Here is a 16,686-nt window from a genome sequence, read left to right as displayed (position 1 = left end):
CAAAAAAACCAAGAAGGTGAACCTGTTCGGTCATTGAGCCGGTAGCGCCTCGGCGGGCCTCCGGTTTGAGCTGGGGTGGTCACCCCAGCTCAAACGCTTCGTGATGTGCCGAGGCTCAAACCGAGGCGAGAAACATGTCCGTGGCCGAGGCGTTGTCGTCCGTGCGACTCTCCTGGGCCTTTTCCACTTGTGCCATCGCTGACTTGTCCTGCATGCGTTGGGCGATCTCTTGGCTGACCGCCATCTGCTTCTCGGGTGGCATTGCCTCGAACTCCTCCTCCGTAATGCCCATCTCTTCGAGAATGCTGTCGCGCAGGCGCTCTTCAGGCGTCTTGCTCATGTAGTCCTTGAATTGCGCCAATGCGGAACTGCCAATGTTCTTGGCCTCTTCGGACGCTGTCGAGGCGACCGTCTGCAAGTGCACGCGCGTCTTGGCGAACGCCTCATCCACCTTGTCGCTGATGGCGGTGGCAGCGTTGACCTGCTGCGTGGCTTGTCGGGTGAAGGAATCCTGGACTTGGGCACTGCCTTGGCTGGCCTGGGCCTGGACGTTATCGCGCAACGCCTGCAACGCGGCGCTTTGCAGGCCGCTGGCGGCTTCGGCGGTGGGATCCTCGCCCGGGCGTTTGAGTGGCAAGACCATCGCTTGCTGTTTGGCACTGACCAACATGATGAACACCTGTAGGTAATGGCTGAGGGATGGGCAGGAGCAATTCCCATGCCGTCGCTGCGAGGGCCATATTCCAAGGGCTGTGGACAAGTGCGTGGCGAGTGGGGCGGCCAACCCTTGCCGTCGGACGGCATGGATCGACCGCTTGAGCGTGTGCTCAGGTGCTTTCGCGAACCTTGAGTTCAAAGCCCAGGTCCACCACCGGTTGGGCGATGCGGTTGCCGGCCATCAGCGTCAGCATCTGTTCGGCGGCGCGGCGGCCGATGGCTTCCCTTGGGGTGCTGATGCTGCTCAGGCGCGGCACCATGTGGGCCGAGGCGGGCAGGTCGTTGAAGCCCAGGACCGAGACCTGCTCGGGGATCTTGATGCCGCAGCGCAATGCCTCGAACAAGGCGCCGTGGGCCAGGTCGTCGTTGCCGAAGAAGATCGCATCGACGTCCGGGTGGCTGTCGAGCAATTGCAGGAACAATTCGCCACCCAGGCCCACCGATGATGGACGCGGTGTCAGCACTTCCAGGTCTGGATCGTACAACCCGGCGTTTTGCAGGGCGCGACGAAAGCCTTCGCCGCGCAGCAGGGTGCGCTGATCCAGTTGCGCGCCGATGTAGGCCAGGCGCTTGCGGCCCTTGGAAATCAAGTGCTCGGCCGCCGTTTCGCCGGCCTTGAGCTGGGAGAAACCGACGCAGTTGAGCCCGGCACCGGGGTCCAGTTCCATCATGTACACACACGGAATGTTGCTGGCCTCGATCATGCGTCGGGCGCTTTCGGTGCGGTCGAAACCGGTCAGCAGCAAGCCCCGTGGCTGATAGGCCATGTAGTTGCGCAACAGGTCTTCTTCCTCGTCCCGGGAGTAGTGGTAGTTGCCGATCACTACTTCGAAGCCCTTGGGCCGCAGCACCCGATGAATGGCTTCCAGGGTGTCGATGAACAACAGGTTGGACAGCGACGGCACCAGCACCACCACCGAATGGCTCTGGGCCGAAGCCAGGGCGCGGGCGGCGGGATTGACGACGTAGTTGAGTTCCATGGCGGCCTGGCGGACTTTTTCCACCAGCTCCGCGGCGACGGTGCTGACGCCACGCAGGGCACGGGAGGCGGTGATGGGGCTGACACCGGCCAGGCGTGCGACTTCATTGAGCGTAGGGCGACCGGTGGTGCGAGTATTCTTATCGTTTTTAGGGGCGGTCATCAGGGCGGCTTGCCAAACAAAAATCAAGGTACTAAGGTAGCGCTGTCTCGACGCCGCTGCAAATGCGTGAGCGAGGGTTGCCTGATCCCCCGTCCGTTGGTGTCGTGAACGAACATGCTGCAACCACAAAAATGACAAGAAGGCGTCGGCAACTTCTGCTTTTGCTGCGGTGTCATAACTGGCAAAGGTAGCGCTGTCTGCGCGCTGAGGTGTTACATGAACAATCCCATCACCGCCCTGGTCATCATGGGCGTTGCCGGTTGCGGCAAAACTTGCGTCAGCCAGGCCCTGTGCCAATTGAGCGGCGCCACCGCCATCGAAGGCGACACGTTCCACCCCGCGGCCAACATCCAGAAGATGAGCGCCGGTATCCCCTTGAACGACGACGACCGTGCCGGCTGGCTCGACAGCCTGTGCGACGAGTTGCGCCGTGTCGACGCCACGGGCGAGCGCCCGGTGCTGACCTGCTCGGCCCTCAAGCACAGTTATCGCGAGCGTCTGCGCAGCGCCTTGCCGGGCCTGGGCTTCGTATTCCTTGAATTGACCCCCGAAGTGGCTGCCGACCGGGTTTCCCACCGTCCCGGCCATTTCATGCCGTCGACCCTGATCGACAGCCAGTTCGCCACCCTTGAATCCCCTGTCGGCGAGCCCCTGACCCTGGCTCTGGACGCGTCCAGCCACAGCGTTGACGAACTGGCACAGAAGGCTTACGTCTGGTGGTTGGCCCACGGTTTGAAGCTTGCCAGCTGAGTTTCAAAAATTTGCGTCAGAAAGATAGCGCTGTCCCGACGGCTCATCAATAACTGCTTCAATAACAACAACAAATCAGGAGACACCTCCCATGTTCGGCATGTCCCACGAGACGTTCCTACTGCTTGATGCAGTGGTCACGGTGATCGGACTCATCGTCCTCATCACCAAGTTCAAATTCCACCCGTTCATTGCACTGACCATCGCCGCCGCGTTCCTCGGCCTGACGTCGGGCATGCCGACCGGCACCATCATCAAGGCGTTCCAGGACGGCTTCGGTGGCGTGCTGGGCTTTGTCGGCATCATCCTGGCGCTGGGCACGATGCTCGGCAAGATGATGGCCGAGTCGGGCGGGGCCGATCAGATCGCCCAGACCCTGATCCGCGCTTTCGGCAAGGACAAGGTGCAGTGGGCCATGATGTTCGCCGCGTTCCTGGTGGGCATCCCGCTGTTCTTCGAAATCGGCTTCGTACTGCTGATCCCGCTGGTGTTCATCGTTGCGCGTCGCACCGGCGTGTCGATCATCAAGATCGGTATCCCGTTGCTGGCCGGCCTTTCCGCGGTCCACGGCCTGGTGCCGCCGCACCCGGGGCCGCTGTTGGCGATCGGCATATTTGGCGCTGATATTGGCAAGACCATTCTTTACGGCCTGATCGTCGCGCTGCCGACCGCCATCATTGCCGGGCCGATTTTCGGTACGTTCATTGCCAAGCACATCCCCGGCCATCCTAATCAGGAGCTGGTGGACCAACTGGCCCGCGAGACGAACTCTGCCGAGCTGCCAAGTTTCAGCATCACCCTGATCACCGTGCTGTCGCCGGTGTTCCTGATGCTGCTCAAGACCTTTGCTGACGTAGCGCTGCCGGACGGCAATCTCTTCCGTGTCTGGATGGACATGATCGGCCACCCGATCTCGGCCTTGCTCCTGGCGTTGCTGCTGTCGCTGTACACCTTCGGCTACAAACAGGGCATCGGTTCCAGCCAGATGCTCAAATGGCTGGACGCCAGCCTCGCGCCGACCGCCGCGATCATCCTGATCATCGGTGCCGGTGGTGGCTTCAAGCAGATGCTGGTCACCAGCGGCGTGGGTGATGTGATCGGTCACATGGCGGTGAGTGCGCAGATCTCGCCGATTCTGCTGGCCTGGCTGGTGGCGGCAGTGATTCGGATTGCGACGGGTTCGGCGACGGTGGCGACCATTACCGGTGCCGGGATCGTGGTGCCGGTGGTGGGGATGATGCCGGGTGTGAACCGTGAGCTGCTGGTGCTGGCGACCGGTGCCGGTTCGTTGATCCTGTCCCACGTCAACGATGCGGGCTTCTGGCTGGTCAAGCAGTACTTCAACATGACCGTGGCCGAGACCTTCAAGACCTGGACCGCAATGGAAACCATCCTGTCGGTGGTGGGGTTGATCTTTATCCTGCTGCTGTCGCTGGTGGTCTAAGCAACAACGCATAACCCACTTTGGGAGCGAGCAAGCTCGCTCCCACATTGGTTTCTGGTGATCAGTAGATCCAAGGTGGGATCCAACTCCCACCGATGGTTTTGTCTCAGGCGTTAGGTTTGCTTACCAGCCCATCCGCCCGAAACATCCCGCGGATCCCACGCACCGCCTGGCGAATCCGGTCCTGGTTCTCGATCAGCGCAAAGCGCACGTGATCGTCCCCATATTCCCCGAACCCCACCCCTGGCGAGACGCAGACTTTGGCTTCGGCCAGCAGCTTCTTGGCGAATTCCAACGAACCCAGGTGCGCGTAGGCCTCGGGAATCTTCGCCCAGACGTACATCGAGGCCTTGGGATTTTCTACCATCCAGCCCAGTTCATGCAGGCCCTTGACCAGCACATTGCGGCGCTGGCGATACTGCTCGGCGATGTCGCGCACGCATTGCTGGTCGCCTTCGAGGGCGGCGATGGCGGCCACTTGCAGCGGGGTGAAGGTGCCGTAGTCGTGGTAGCTCTTGATCCGCGCCAGGGCGTTGACCAGTTCCGGGTTGCCCACCATGAAACCGATGCGCCAGCCGGCCATGTTGTAGCTCTTGGACAGGGTGAAGAACTCCACCGCGATGTCTTTCGCGCCGGGTACTTGCATGATCGACGGGGCTTTCCAGCCGTCATAGACGATGTCGGCGTAGGCCAGGTCGTGGATCACCAGCACGTCGTACTGCTTGGCCAGGGCGATGACCCGCTCGAAGAAGTCCAGCTCCACGCACTGGGCAGTGGGGTTGGAGGGGAAGCCGAGGATCATCATCTTCGGCTTGGGAATCGAGCCGCGGATGGCCCGCTCCAGTTCGTCGAAGAAATCCACCCCTGGCACCAGCGGCACCGAACGCACCTGGGCGCCGGCGATCACCGCGCCGTAGATGTGGATCGGATAGCTGGGGTTGGGCACCAGCACCGTGTCGCCTTGGTCCAGGGTCGCGAGCATCAGGTGGGCCAGGCCTTCCTTGGAGCCAATGGTGACAATGGCTTCGGTTTCCGGGTCGATGTCCACCTCATAGCGGTCCTTGTACCAGCGCGAAATAGCGCGGCGCAGGCGCGGGATGCCTTTGGAGGTGGAATAGCCGTGGGTGTCTTCACGCTGGGCGACGGTGACCAGTTTTTCCACGATGTGCGGGGGCGTGGCGCCGTCGGGGTTACCCATGCTCAAGTCGATGATGTCTTCGCCGCGCCGACGCGCAGCCATCTTCAGCTCGGCAGTGATATTGAATACATACGGGGGGAGTCGATCGATGCGCGCAAAGCGGCGCGGCGAACCTTGTTCGGCCATTGTTGCCTCGAGATACGTGAGCGCCCGGAACCGTCCGAGCGACGTTGGCCACTGCGGTGGCCTGCGGCGCAAGATAATCGGGCGCATGTCGGATTGTCCAGTAGCGGCGCGCAACTATTTTCGACGACACTGTCGACCTCGCCGCGCAGCCATCAACGACGGCTGCGGGCAGTTGAATTCGCCGCACCCCAATCGAACGGAATGAATGATGGAATTTTCCAGCGGTTTCCTGCTGAGTCTCTCCCTGTGCCTGGACATTGGCGTGGCCAATATCGCGATGATCACCCTGGCGATGCAACGCGGCTATTTCCAGGGTTTCGCCCTGGGCCTGGGCACCTGCGTGGGCGACCTGGTCTACGCGGTCCTGGCCCTGGCCGGCATGACCGTACTGCTGCAATACGAAGCGGTGCGCTGGGTGCTGTGGGTCGGCGGCTCGGTGTTGTTGCTGTACTTCGCGGCGAAAATGATCCACTCGGCGATCTATCACAGCGCGGTACTGGCCGAGGCCGGCGAGGTGCAGGGCAACTCATCGCGCCAGGAGTTCTTTCGCGGGATTTTCCTGGCCATGTCATCGCCCAGCGCCATCCTCTGGTTCGCGGCGGTGGGCGGCACGCTGATCGCCCGTTCGGGCGGCGGAACCTTGCTCAGTTCGGCGCTGTTTCTCAGTGGGTTTCTCTGCGCCGGGCTGCTGTGGTGCGCGGCCCTATGCCTGGCGGCGACCCAGGGCGGCAAACTGTTGGGGGATAAACTGTTGCGGTATTCCTATTGGGCATCCGCCGCGATCTTCTGCTATTTCGCGGTGTACGTGATTGTTTCTGGTTACAACGAGTTTGTAGGGAAAGCCGTCACCGGCGCCCTGCCGGGCATCTGACAAGCGAAACGGCCTGGCAATCACGGTTTGGCTTCTATACTGCCAAGCCCGACTTCACGTTTTGCTGGAGTGTTGCCGCATGGAAAAGCCCAAACGCGATTACACAACCGTACCACGCTTTGAACAGGGACGTTTTCAGCTCATCGCCGGCTTTGGTGCTCGGTTTACCCAGGACACCGCCCAAGACATCCCTTTGCTCTGGGAAAAGTTCCTGCCCTGGCTCGGCAAGGTGCCAGGGCAAAAAGATGAAGTGACCTACGGCGTGTGTTGCAACCCGGACGAGGAGGGTGGGTTCGAATACATCGCTGGCGTGGAAATCAGCCGGCTCGACGATTTGCCGGACCAATACCGCTGGATCGAAATCCCGTCCGGGCACTACGCCGTGTTCGAACATAGGGGCCCGCTGAAGACACTGCCGCAAACCTTCCAATACATCTGGAACGAGTGGCTACCGCAGTCCGGCCACAAAGGGGCCTGCACACCGGAATTTGAACGTTACAGCGAAGACTTCAACCCCAGGACCGGCCAAGGCACCCTGGAGATCTGGATCCCGCTCAAACCGAGTTGACCGTCGCGGCTTCAGTACAGGCTGGCCTGTACCCGTGCGGGCGCTTCACGGTCGTAAGTTTCGGCATCGAACTGCCCATCATTCAAGCGCTTGTGGATTGCCCCGGCGCTGGGCAGGGCTGAGCGTTCAAGGTGGCGAGCCGGATTCCACAGGTCTGAGCGCACGATGGCTTTGGAACAATGGAAAAACGCCGCTTCGACCGACACCAGCAACACCGTGCGGGCCGGCTTGCCGTTGACCGCAAAGCGCTCCAGCAGTGCGGGTTCGGCGCTGATCCGGGCGGCACCGTTGACCCGCAAGGTCTCGCCAATCCCGGGAATGAGGAACAGCAGCGATACCCGCGGATCGTGCAGAACGTTGCGCAGGGTGTCGATGCGGTTGTTGCCGGGACGATCCGGCAAGGCCAGGGTACGCTCGTCGAGGATCTGCACGAAACCCGGCACATCGCCCCGGGGCGAGCTATCGAGGCCATCGGGCCCTGCCGAACCGATGACCACCAGCGGCGAAGCCCGGATCATCGCCTGATAATCCTCGTTCAGGAAGGGGATCTGTTTACGCACTGCCCGTTCGTGGGGCAGGCCATAAAGGGCTTCCAACTGTTCAATCGACGTCAACATCATCCATTCATCCTGAGTCTATTGGGCAAGTTCTATCAAAACACCAACCCCATCCGCCGCTCATAACCGATGCGGCCCTTGTAGGCTTCGCCACTGTCGACCCAGCCCAGCCGGGTGTACAGGCCGATGGCCAAGTCGTTGTCGGCGTCGACCGAGAGTTCCAGGCCACGGATTTCCGGCCAGGCGGCTCGTGCCACGGCGGGCAACGCCTGCAGGCAGGCCTTGCCATAGCCTTTGCCTTGGGCCCGATGGTCGACTTGCAAGGCATGCAGGGTGGCGCTGTGTTCGTTGGCCCAGGCTGGCAGTACCGGCGGGCGCTTGAGCAGCAGGAAGGCTACCGGCACCTCTTCAGCCAATAACGCAAAGCCTTTGACCCCCGGGCCGGGCTTGGACAGCAGCATGTGCAGGGCGCCATGGATATCGCCGGCGAACTTGATCTGTTCGGGGTGGATTTCGATGGCGCTGACCTGTTCGCGTTGCAGCGCGGTCAGGTCTTCGTAGGGGACGAGCTGAGGGGTCACAAAAACGTCCGTTGTTTGCCGGCAGAAGAGGACCTGGATTCTAGCGAATTTTTTTCTTTGAATTATTTTTGTTGGATTGTCGATTCGCTGTTTCTCCAAACGACAAAGGGTGTCTTCAACAAAAAACTGCGGAGAATCACCATGAATACCCAAGCCACTGAAACCGAAATCCAGACCCTGATCGACACCTATCGCCAAGCCGTCATGACCAAGGACGTCGAAAAAGTCATGGCGCTCTATGACGAGGACATTGTCTCGTTCGATGCCATCCAAGCCTTGCAATTCAAGGGCAAGGCCGCCTACCGGGCCCATTGGCAAGCCTGTATGGAAATGTGCCCCGGCCCGCACAAGTTCGATTTCCATCAGGTCAAGATCACCCCGGCCGACAACATCGCCTTCGCCCACTGGCTGGCCTATTGCGGCGGTACCAACGAAAAAGGTGAGGAACAGGCCTGCTGGATGCGTGTGACGGCCTGCTACCAGCGCGTAGCCGGACAATGGCGGATCGTCCACGAACATTGGTCCGCGCCATTCGACCCGATGGCCGGGACGGCGCTGTTCGACCTGCAACCCTGATCGTCGGTTTTTTCGCCGAGCGTCATTCTGCCGTCCATAGTTGATCAGTCCGATCACGGAGCCTTCCATGAAGTACCTATGCCTGGTGTATAGCAACGAACACACGCTGCACAACTCGCCTGACAGCCCGGAGGACGCCGAGTGCATGGCCTATGCCGAATCGATCCAGGGCAGTGGGCGCATGCTGGCCGCCGAGGCGTTGGAGTCGGTACAGACCGCCACCACGGTGCGCATGCGCGGCGGCAAGCTGTCGATCACCGACGGCCCATTCGCCGAGACCAAGGAGCAACTGGCGGGCTTCTACCTGATCGACGCCAAGGATCTCAACGAAGCCATCCAGGTCGCTGGCAATATCCCGGCGGCCCGGGTCGGCTGTGTCGAAGTACGACCGGTACGCCAACTGAACCCCTGAACAACAATCACAAACAGGATTTCATTCATGAACCTTACAGCTGCCCCTTACGCGTTATCCATCAGCCGGGTCATTGACGCCCCGCGCCAGAAGATCTTCCGCGCCTGGACCGAGCCGGGCTTGCTGGCGCAATGGTGGGGGCCCCATGGCATGACCACGCCGGAGTGCGAAATGGACCTGTGGGTCGGCGGTCAGTTTCGCACCCTGATGCGCGCCCCCGATGGCAGTGAATACCCGACCATGGGCGTGTTCCTGGAAATTTTTGCCCCGCAGCGCCTGGTCTTCACCGATGCGTTTCTGCCTGGCTGGATACCCTCCGGCAAGGCCTTCATGACCGCTGAAGTGCTGCTGGAAGAGGTGGACGGCAAGACCCGTTACACCGCCCGGGCGCTGCACTGGAGCGAGGAGGATCGCCAGGCACACGAAGCCATGGGCTTCCATGACGGCTGGGGCCAGAGTCTGGACCGGCTTGAGACGCTGGTTACCCAAGGCATGCCCGACTGATGTCGGTCGAAACGGTCAAGGCGCGGGTCGAGCAGGTTTATCGTCAAGACTCGCGGCGGATCCTGGCAACGCTGATTCGCCTGCTGGGGGACTTCGATCTCGCGGAAGAGGCCTTGCACGAGGCCTTTTTCGTGGCAGTCGAGCGCTGGCAGCGCGACGGTGTACCGGACAACCCGCGGGCCTGGCTGGTGTCTGCCGGGCGCTTCAAGGCCATCGACAGTTTGCGTCGCCGCGCGCGTTTCGCTGCGTCCCGACCGATGTTGATCGCCCAGCTCGAAGAGCTGGAGCAGGGCCAGTGGAGTGACGAAGACGTGGAAGACGATCGCCTGCGGCTGATTTTTACCTGTTGCCACCCGGCCCTGGCGGCGGATGCCCAAGTGCCCCTGACGCTGCGGGAAGTCTGCGACCTGACTACCGAACAAATCGCCCGGGCGTTCCTCGCCGCCCCTGCGGCCATTGCCCAGCGCATCGTGCGGGCCAAGGCGAAAATCCGCGATGCCAGGATCCCCTATCAGGTGCCGTCCCGCGCGGAACTGCCGGAGCGACTGGACAGCGTGCTGCGGGTGATTTACCTGGTATTCAACGAAGGGTATTCGGCCTCGATGGGCGCCGAGCTGACCCGCGAAGACCTGACCCGCGAAGCCATCCGTCTCGGGCGTCTGCTGATGGAGTTGCTGCCCGAGGCCGAGGTCATGGGGTTGCTGGCGTTGATGTTGCTGCACGAATCCCGGCGACCGGCGCGAACGTCGTCGACCGGTGAGCTGATCCTGCTGGATGAACAGGCGCGATCCTTGTGGGATGCCGAGCTGATCGCCGAGGGCTGCGCGCTGGTGGAAGCCGCGCTAAAAACCCGGCGGTTCGGGCCGTACTGCCTGCAAGCGGCGATTGCGGCGGTGCATGCCGAAGCGCCGACCGCCGAGGAGACCGATTGGCCCCAGATCGTCGGGCTTTATGATGTGCTGCTGCGTGCCGTGCCGTCGCCGGTGATCGAACTCAACCGCGCCGCCGCCCTGGCCAAGCGTGATGGGCCGGAAGCAGGCTTGCGTCTGGTCGAGGCGATTCTGGGGCGTGGGGAGTTACTCGACTATCACCTGGCCTACTCGGCGCAGGCAGAATTCTGTCGCCAATTGGGGCGATTGGACGAGGCGAGGGCGGCGTATCGACGCGCGCTTGAGTTGACGCAGCAATTGCCGGAACGGCGGTTTATCGAAGGGCGGCTTGCGGGGTTGCAGTGATGAGCCACCAAACGACGAAACTCCTGTGGGAGCGGGCTTGCTCGCGAAGGCTGAGTGTCAGACTACACCAATGTCGACTGTGCCGACGTCTTCGCGAGCAAGCCCGCTCCCACAAGGGAATTGATAGCAGATCGCGCATTTTCGAAAACGCCAGAAACCACTGTGGGAGCGAGCTTGCTCGCGACAGCGGTGGACCAGCCAACATCAATGTCGACGGATAAACCCTCATCGCGAGCGAGCTCGCTCCCACAAGGGAATTGATGGCTGATCGCGCATTTTCGAAAACGCCAGAAACCACTGTGGGAGCGAGCTTGCTCGCGATAGCGGTGGACCAGCCAACATCAATGTCGACGGATAGACCCCCATCGCGAGCAAGCCCGCTCCCACAAGGGAATTGATGGCTGATCGCGCATTTTCGAAAACGCCAGAAACCACTGTGGGAGCGAGCTTGCTCGCGATAGCGGTGGACCAGCCAACATCAATGTCGACGGATAGACCCCCATCGCGAGCAAGCTCGCTCCCACAGGTTTTGTGGCTTGGCTGGCTGCGTTAACCCTCAGCCAGCCGGTGTTGATCAGAACTCGTGATCAGCGCTGTCCGGGTTCAGGTCGCTGATGCCCAGTTTGCCCGCAGCCTGTTCGATCGAACCGGTCTGCTTGACCAGTGCGGCGATGGCGTCGCGCACGATCTGGTTGCCAGCGGTGTTGCCGGCGGCGATCAGTTGGTCGTAGTGCTCACCCTTGTTGGCGTGATCGACCATGACCTGGATCTTGGCTTCGGTGTCGGCCAGGTCGGCCTTGAGCGCGGTGTCCGCGGCCGGGTCGGCCTTGGCCACCAGGGACGACAGGCTGGCGCCGGTCATCTTGCTGCCGTCGACGCGGGTGTATTCGCCCAGGTACACGTTACGCACGCCCTTGGCATCGTAGAAGTGCGAGTTGTGGGTGTTGTCGCTGAAGCAATCCTGCTCGTCTTCTGGCGAGTTGGCTTCCAGGGACACCTTCATACGCTCGCCCGCCAGTTCACCCAGGGACAGGCTGCCCATGCCGAACAGCATCTTGCGCAGGCCGCTTTCGGCCGGCTCGGCTTCCAGGGTGGCGCGGTAGTTGTCGGCCACGTTCGGTTTCCAGTTGCCGACCATTTCCTGCAGGTCATTGACCAGCAGTTGGGTCACGGACTTGAGGTACGCACGACGACGGTCGTTGTGGCCGCCAGTGGCACCGGCGCCTTCCAGGTAATCCGAAGCAGGGCGATTGCCGGCACCCGGGCCAGTGCCGTTGAGGTCTTGGCCCCACAGCAGGAATTCGATGGCGTGGTAGCCGGTGGCGACGTTGGCCTCGGAACCGCCCAGCTCGTTCAGGCTGGCGAGTTTTTCCGGGGTGATGTCTTTGACGTCGACTTTGTCTTCGCCAACCTGGACTTCGGTATTGGCGATGATGTTGGCGGTCGCGCCCGGGTTACCCAAGGCGTGCTCGTAGGATTTGTCGACGTAATCGATCAGGCCTTCGTCCAAGGGCCAGGCGTTCACTTGGCCTTCCCAGTCGTCGATGATGGTGTTGCCGAAGCGGAACACTTCGCTTTGCAGGTACGGCACGCGTGCGGCGACCCAGGCAGCCTTGGCGGCCTTCAGGGTCTCGGCGTTCGGCTTGGCCAGGAACGCGTCGACGGCGGTTTGCAGGGTCTTCGCAGTGGATTCGGCATCGCTGTAGACGGCATAGACGATGTCGGCATAGTGCGCGACAACGGCCTTGGCGGCGGCTTCGTCGATTTTGCCGGCGGCAGCAGGGGCGACCGGTGCCGCGGTGCTGGCGGCCGGCGTTGGCGCTTGCGGCGCGGCGGCCTTGTCTTTGCCTTCGCCGCAACCGGCGAGGGAAATAGCGATGGCCAGCAGACTGGCGGTAGCCAGGGGCATACGAATCATGGCGAACATCCTGCTTCGGTGATGGATGGGACAGGCGCGAGGGTGCGCAAAAACTGCGACATAATGCGAAAGATTTGCATTATGTGTAAAGGGTTATGGTTGTAAATATTTCTTATTTAATGATGCAGATCACCCCGTTTCGGCGGCGTCCGTAGGAGCTGTCGAGCGAAGCGAGGCTGCGATCTTTCCCTTGTCGCTCGAGTCTCAAGCGAAAATCAAAGGATCGCAGGGTTCGCCAGCTCCTACAGGGACGTAGCAGATGGGAGAGGAATCAGATGATGGACACCTTGGCGCGCTCGGCCTGCTTCAGGTAAAGGCCCAATTCCCGGGCCGGCAGCGGTTTGCTGTAGTAGTACCCCTGACCTTCGTGGCAGCCCTCGGCGATGATGTAGGCTTCCTGCTCGACCGTCTCGACGCCCTCGGCAATGACCTGCATCCCCAGGCTCTTGCCCAATTGGATGATGGCCCGGACGATGGTTGCGTCGTCTTCGTCGTCGAGCAGGTCCTGGACGAAGCTCTTGTCGATCTTGATCTTGTCCAGCGGCAGGCTCTTGAGGTAGCTCAGGGACGAATAGCCGGTACCGAAGTCATCGATGGCAATCAGCGCCCCGGAGCGGCGCAGGCTCAGCAAGTGCTGGGCCGCGGTGGTGATGTCTTCCATCAGGCCGGTCTCGGTGACTTCCAGCTCCAGGCTGCGCGGCGGCAGCCGGTACATCTGCAGGAGATTGTTCACCACCCGCGGCAGCTCGGCGTGGTGCAGTTGCACCGTCGACAGGTTGACCGCCATGCGCAGGTCGAGGAAGCCCTGGTCGTGCCATTCGCGCAATTGCCTGCACGCCTGGTCCAGCACCCATTCACCGATGGCGATGATGGTGCCGTTCTGCTCGGCCAGGGGAATGAACAGGTCCGGCGGGACCAGGCCGTGCTCGGGATGGTGCCAGCGGATCAGGGCTTCGGTGCCCACCACCCGCAGGTCGCGGTAGCTGATCTGTGGCTGGTAAACCAGGCTGAACTGCTCGCGGACCAGAGCCTCGCGCAGGTCCTTCTCCAGTTCGCGACGACGGCGCATCTCGCTGTCGACGCTGGCGATGTAGAACTGATAGCGATTGCGCGAGCGGCTCTTGGCCAGGGTCATGGTCTGCTCGGCTTTCTGCAAGAGTTTCTCGGTGCTGTCGCCGTCTTCAGGGAAGAGGGTGATGCCGATGGTAGCCCGCAGGCGGATTTGCTGATCGTCGATGGCGAACGGCGCTTCCAGGTCATCGAGGATGCTCTGGGCCAGTTCGGCGGCCTCGTATGGCTGTTCGATGTCGGCCTGGACCAGGGCAAACTGGTCGCCCCCCAGCCGCGCCAGTGCTCCGAGCCGGCCACTGTGGGCCCGCAGTCGATCGGCCAGGGCCAGCAGCAACTGGTCGCCGGTCTGATAGCTGAACTGTTCGTTGATGCCCTTGAAATCATCCAGCCCTACACACAGCACCGCCACCCGACGTTGCAGGCGTCCGGCGTCCACCAGGATCTTGTCCAGTTGCTGTTGAAGTTGCTGGCGGTTGGGCAGGCCGGTGAGAAAGTCGTACTGCGCCATTCGCAGCAGGCTGTTTTCCGCTTCGTGGCGCAGGTGCGTGTTGCGCTCGATGGATTCGAGCAGTTGGTTGGCGGTGTTGATCCACAGGCCCAGCTCGTTTTGCTCGTGGCCGCGCAACTGCGGGATCTTGTGCGCGCTGGGGCGATCGGGGTTGATTTCGGTCAGGTGCTCGATGATCCGCGACAACGGCTTGGTCAGTAGCCAGTGATAGACCAGGTACAGCACCAGGCCCATGGCCAGGGCCCGCAGCATCCCGGAGATGAAGATGATCACCGAGCTGACGATGAAACCTTCGCCGTAGGTGGCGGTGTCGAGGGTAATGCTCAGGTCGCCGTAATATTCGCTGTAGGGGCCTCGTCCCACCAGTTGCGTGGTGAAGGTGCGTTCCTTGCCCAGGATCAGGTCGGTCAGCCAGCGGCTTTCGGAGTGCTGCAAGGGCCGGGTTTTTTCGGCGAGCATGGTTTCGCGGGGATGGCCGATGGACGCCATGCGCACAGCTTCATCCTGGAACAGGCCCTCGATTACTTGCATGCCCATTTCCCGGTCCAGGCTGTAGACGGCCTGGGTCGACGGATCGCGGAACATGTCGAGGATACGCTGGGCGTCACTGGCGACGGCCTGGTTGGTTTTGTAGGCATCGAACACGATCTGGGCGCAGCTCAAGACCACGCCAACGATCAATGCCGAGAGGAGCACGACCCGGAGCAACTTCACAGACAAGCTGTTCTTGAGTTCCAGCTTCAAAGAGTGGTTCCTTGTTCCGTGCGGGTAGCGTCAAGTTGCCATGAGTATTGGCAATCCTGTGATGTCAGTCAAAGGGACAATCAAACACAAGGTTTTTCGCTTGAAACCTGACCGATATACGTTTTTTCCAGAGTGATTGCTCTACGACCATTGTGTCGGTTGAAAGGCACCGTAACTTGAGGCCTGTCAGGATTTTTTCTTGAGTTCCAGGCGCGAGATATCTTGCCCGCGGTCAATTTGCCGCGCAAAAAAAAACCCGGCACGGCGCCGGGTTTCTTTGGTCTGGCATCGAGCTTAGGCAGTGAAGGCTTTACCTTCGAACTGCTCGGCGACGAACTTCCAGTTGACCAGGTTCCAGAACGCTTCGACGTATTTCGGACGAACGTTGCGGTAGTCAATGTAGTAGGCGTGTTCCCACACGTCGCAGGTCAGCAGCGGGGTGTCGCCGTTGGTCAGCGGGTTACCGGCACCGATGGTGCTGGCCAGGGCCAGGGAACCGTCAGCTTTTTTCACCAGCCAGCCCCAGCCGGAACCGAAGGTGCCGATGGACGTCTTGCTGAATTCTTCCTTGAACTTGTCGAACGAACCGAAGGCTGCATTGATGGCTTCGGCCAGCGCGCCGGTTGGTTGACCGCCGGCGTTTGGCGCCAGGCAGTTCCAGTAGAAAGTGTGGTTCCAGACCTGAGCGGCGTTGTTGAAGATACCGCCCGAGGAAGTCTTGACGATTTCTTCCAGGGTCTTGCCTTCGAACTCGGTGCCAGGCACCAGGTTGTTCAGGTTCACGACGTAGGTGTTGTGGTGCTTGTCGTGGTGGTATTCCAGAGTCTCTTTGGAGATGTGCGGCTGCAGTGCATCGTGTGGGTAGGGCAGCGGCGGCAATTCGAAAGCCATGGTGATTCTCCTAATCAGGTCAGTTGCGGTGAGCGCAAGGCCGATCACGGGCGGCCAGACTAGCGCCGGGGAGTTTGTACTCTTTGCGGCGCAGGAGTCGGATCATAGCACCGGGGGTGCGGCATAACCACGCAACAACTGTGTGGAATAGAGGTTCCAGAGCGGTTTGGAATAATCAGCCGGTGACAATCAATTGCACCGCCACGGTAAACATCATCACCGCCACCAGCAGGTCCAGGATCCGCCAGGTGCTTGGACGGGCCAGCCACGGGGCCAACCATGCCGCGCCGATGGCCAGGGTGAGGAACCACAGCAGCGAGGCACTGGCCGCGCCCACCACGTAGGCGCCGGGCACGCTCTGCTGGGCGCCGAGTGAGCCGATCAGCAGCACGGTGTCGAGGTAGACGTGGGGATTGAGCAGCGTCACCGCCAGCGCGCTGAGCAACACCGCCCGTAGCGAGCGCACGGCTTGGTTTTCACCCTGTTGCAGGCTCTGCTTCGAGCAGGCCCGACGCAAGGCCAGGCTGCCGTACCAGAGCAGGAACGCCGCGCCGCCCCAGCGGGCTATCGACAGCAGCAATGGGCTCTGGGCCAGCAAGGTCGCCAGACCGAAAACCCCGGCGGCGACCAACAGGGCGTCACAGGCGATGCACAGCGCCGCGACCGGCAAGTGATGCTCGCGGCGCAGGCTCTGGGCCAGCACAAATGCGTTTTGGGCGCCGATGGCCATGATCAGCCCGAGGGCCACCAAGAGCCCGTTCACATAGCTTTGCCACATCGTTTTATCCCCGGTCAGTTGATGAATTGCTGGCCATTCTCCTGTGGCTGGATGTATAAGAAAAACCAATATTGCTGATTGCTCATTAGGAAAAC

At 61.4% G+C, this 16,686-nt stretch carries 17 protein-coding genes; 8 read left to right on the top strand and 9 right to left on the bottom strand.

The genetic code is table 11. The features are described 5' to 3' along the window. Nucleotides 1-115: 115 nt before the first annotated feature. Both AB4N80_RS27630 and gntR read right to left on the bottom strand, forming a co-directional pair. Nucleotides 116-670: a hypothetical protein gene (locus tag AB4N80_RS27630; RefSeq protein WP_354336269.1), complete on the bottom strand. Its 555-nt coding sequence runs from the start codon at nt 668-670 to the stop codon at nt 116-118. Between the two features lie 157 nt (nt 671-827). Further along, nucleotides 828-1,859: an HTH-type transcriptional regulator GntR gene (gene gntR, locus AB4N80_RS27625; RefSeq protein ID WP_122566823.1), complete on the bottom strand. Its 1,032-nt coding sequence runs from the start codon at nt 1,857-1,859 to the stop codon at nt 828-830. Nucleotides 1,860-2,075: 216 nt separating this feature from the next. Between gntR and AB4N80_RS27620 the strand changes: the two genes are divergently transcribed. Together AB4N80_RS27620 and AB4N80_RS27615 are read left to right on the top strand one after the other, a co-directional pair. Continuing rightward, nucleotides 2,076-2,609 carry a gluconokinase gene (locus tag AB4N80_RS27620; RefSeq protein WP_122566822.1) on the top strand — a complete coding sequence of 178 codons (534 nt, stop codon included), beginning with the start codon at nt 2,076-2,078 and terminating at the stop codon, nt 2,607-2,609. A gap of 91 nt (nt 2,610-2,700) precedes the next feature. Next, entirely contained in the window at nt 2,701-4,053 is a 1,353-nt protein-coding gene (locus tag AB4N80_RS27615; RefSeq protein WP_122566821.1) for a GntP family permease, read from the top strand. A gap of 106 nt (nt 4,054-4,159) precedes the next feature. Here AB4N80_RS27615 and alaC read toward each other — a convergent pair whose 3' ends face one another. Further along, nucleotides 4,160-5,377, bottom strand: coding sequence for an alanine transaminase (alaC, locus tag AB4N80_RS27610; RefSeq protein ID WP_060738844.1), 1,218 nt, complete (start codon nt 5,375-5,377; stop codon nt 4,160-4,162). A gap of 208 nt (nt 5,378-5,585) precedes the next feature. On the opposite strand from alaC, the gene AB4N80_RS27605 reads away from it, so the two are divergent. Further along, nucleotides 5,586-6,248 carry a LysE family translocator gene (locus tag AB4N80_RS27605; RefSeq protein ID WP_122566820.1) on the top strand — a complete coding sequence of 221 codons (663 nt, stop codon included), beginning with the start codon at nt 5,586-5,588 and terminating at the stop codon, nt 6,246-6,248. Nucleotides 6,249-6,327: 79 nt separating this feature from the next. Next, a complete protein-coding gene (locus AB4N80_RS27600; RefSeq protein ID WP_122566819.1) occupies nt 6,328-6,816 on the top strand; it encodes a GyrI-like domain-containing protein in 489 nt (162 codons plus the stop codon). An 11-nt stretch (nt 6,817-6,827) separates the two neighbouring features. On the opposite strand, the gene AB4N80_RS27595 is transcribed toward AB4N80_RS27600, so the two are convergent. Both AB4N80_RS27595 and AB4N80_RS27590 read right to left on the bottom strand, forming a co-directional pair. Further along, nucleotides 6,828-7,433: a pyridoxamine 5'-phosphate oxidase family protein gene (locus tag AB4N80_RS27595; protein WP_122566883.1), complete on the bottom strand. Its 606-nt coding sequence runs from the start codon at nt 7,431-7,433 to the stop codon at nt 6,828-6,830. Nucleotides 7,434-7,468: 35 nt separating this feature from the next. Continuing rightward, nucleotides 7,469-7,954, bottom strand: a complete 486-nt coding sequence (locus tag AB4N80_RS27590; RefSeq protein WP_122566818.1) for a GNAT family N-acetyltransferase — start codon at nt 7,952-7,954, stop codon at nt 7,469-7,471. Between the two features lie 141 nt (nt 7,955-8,095). Between AB4N80_RS27590 and AB4N80_RS27585 the strand changes: the two genes are divergently transcribed. The 4 genes from AB4N80_RS27585 to AB4N80_RS27570 all read left to right on the top strand — a co-directional run bounded on the left by AB4N80_RS27585 (nt 8,096) and on the right by AB4N80_RS27570 (nt 10,681). After that, nucleotides 8,096-8,530 carry a YybH family protein gene (locus AB4N80_RS27585; protein WP_122566817.1) on the top strand — a complete coding sequence of 145 codons (435 nt, stop codon included), beginning with the start codon at nt 8,096-8,098 and terminating at the stop codon, nt 8,528-8,530. Nucleotides 8,531-8,597: 67 nt separating this feature from the next. Then, on the top strand, nt 8,598-8,942 hold the full coding sequence (locus AB4N80_RS27580; RefSeq protein ID WP_003198606.1) for a YciI family protein: 345 nt from the start codon (nt 8,598-8,600) through the stop codon (nt 8,940-8,942). A 27-nt stretch (nt 8,943-8,969) separates the two neighbouring features. Further along, a complete protein-coding gene (locus AB4N80_RS27575) occupies nt 8,970-9,446 on the top strand; it encodes an SRPBCC family protein (protein ID WP_305491825.1) in 477 nt (158 codons plus the stop codon). Beyond that, nucleotides 9,446-10,681, top strand: a complete 1,236-nt coding sequence (locus AB4N80_RS27570; protein WP_305470053.1) for an RNA polymerase sigma factor — start codon at nt 9,446-9,448, stop codon at nt 10,679-10,681. Before AB4N80_RS27575 ends, AB4N80_RS27570 begins: the two co-directional genes overlap by 1 nt. A gap of 574 nt (nt 10,682-11,255) precedes the next feature. On the opposite strand, the gene AB4N80_RS27565 is transcribed toward AB4N80_RS27570, so the two are convergent. From AB4N80_RS27565 to AB4N80_RS27550, 4 genes are all read right to left on the bottom strand, one after another. Then, a complete protein-coding gene (locus tag AB4N80_RS27565) occupies nt 11,256-12,599 on the bottom strand; it encodes an imelysin family protein (protein WP_460079876.1) in 1,344 nt (447 codons plus the stop codon). Nucleotides 12,600-12,870: 271 nt separating this feature from the next. Further along, entirely contained in the window at nt 12,871-14,922 is a 2,052-nt protein-coding gene (locus AB4N80_RS27560; protein ID WP_122566813.1) for a putative bifunctional diguanylate cyclase/phosphodiesterase, read from the bottom strand. 294 nt (nt 14,923-15,216) lie between these two features. Then, a complete protein-coding gene (locus AB4N80_RS27555; RefSeq protein WP_122566812.1) occupies nt 15,217-15,813 on the bottom strand; it encodes a superoxide dismutase in 597 nt (198 codons plus the stop codon). Between the two features lie 175 nt (nt 15,814-15,988). Continuing rightward, on the bottom strand, nt 15,989-16,591 hold the full coding sequence (locus AB4N80_RS27550; protein WP_122566811.1) for a LysE/ArgO family amino acid transporter: 603 nt from the start codon (nt 16,589-16,591) through the stop codon (nt 15,989-15,991). Nucleotides 16,592-16,686 lie beyond the last annotated feature (95 nt).

This window comes from Pseudomonas sp. H3_A02 (genome assembly GCF_054671965.1).
The sequence above is the reverse complement of the archived record's forward strand: the minus strand, read 5'-3'. Positions and strand labels throughout refer to the sequence as shown.

Excerpts from the sequence above, each read along its gene's own strand:
- AB4N80_RS27630 (WP_354336269.1), bottom strand. The coding sequence starts at position 670 with ATGTTGGTCAGTGCCAAACAGCAAGCGATGGTCTTGCCACTCAAACGC.
- gntR (WP_122566823.1), bottom strand. The coding sequence starts at position 1,859 with ATGACCGCCCCTAAAAACGATAAGAATACTCGCACCACCGGTCGCCCT.
- AB4N80_RS27620 (WP_122566822.1), top strand. The coding sequence starts at position 2,076 with ATGAACAATCCCATCACCGCCCTGGTCATCATGGGCGTTGCCGGTTGC.
- AB4N80_RS27615 (WP_122566821.1), top strand. The coding sequence starts at position 2,701 with ATGTTCGGCATGTCCCACGAGACGTTCCTACTGCTTGATGCAGTGGTC.
- alaC (WP_060738844.1), bottom strand. The coding sequence starts at position 5,377 with ATGGCCGAACAAGGTTCGCCGCGCCGCTTTGCGCGCATCGATCGACTC.
- AB4N80_RS27605 (WP_122566820.1), top strand. The coding sequence starts at position 5,586 with ATGGAATTTTCCAGCGGTTTCCTGCTGAGTCTCTCCCTGTGCCTGGAC.
- AB4N80_RS27600 (WP_122566819.1), top strand. The coding sequence starts at position 6,328 with ATGGAAAAGCCCAAACGCGATTACACAACCGTACCACGCTTTGAACAG.
- AB4N80_RS27595 (WP_122566883.1), bottom strand. The coding sequence starts at position 7,433 with ATGTTGACGTCGATTGAACAGTTGGAAGCCCTTTATGGCCTGCCCCAC.
- AB4N80_RS27585 (WP_122566817.1), top strand. The coding sequence starts at position 8,096 with ATGAATACCCAAGCCACTGAAACCGAAATCCAGACCCTGATCGACACC.
- AB4N80_RS27580 (WP_003198606.1), top strand. The coding sequence starts at position 8,598 with ATGAAGTACCTATGCCTGGTGTATAGCAACGAACACACGCTGCACAAC.
- AB4N80_RS27575 (WP_305491825.1), top strand. The coding sequence starts at position 8,970 with ATGAACCTTACAGCTGCCCCTTACGCGTTATCCATCAGCCGGGTCATT.
- AB4N80_RS27570 (WP_305470053.1), top strand. The coding sequence starts at position 9,446 with ATGTCGGTCGAAACGGTCAAGGCGCGGGTCGAGCAGGTTTATCGTCAA.
- AB4N80_RS27565 (WP_460079876.1), bottom strand. The coding sequence starts at position 12,599 with ATGATTCGTATGCCCCTGGCTACCGCCAGTCTGCTGGCCATCGCTATT.
- AB4N80_RS27555 (WP_122566812.1), bottom strand. The coding sequence starts at position 15,813 with ATGGCTTTCGAATTGCCGCCGCTGCCCTACCCACACGATGCACTGCAG.
- AB4N80_RS27550 (WP_122566811.1), bottom strand. The coding sequence starts at position 16,591 with ATGTGGCAAAGCTATGTGAACGGGCTCTTGGTGGCCCTCGGGCTGATC.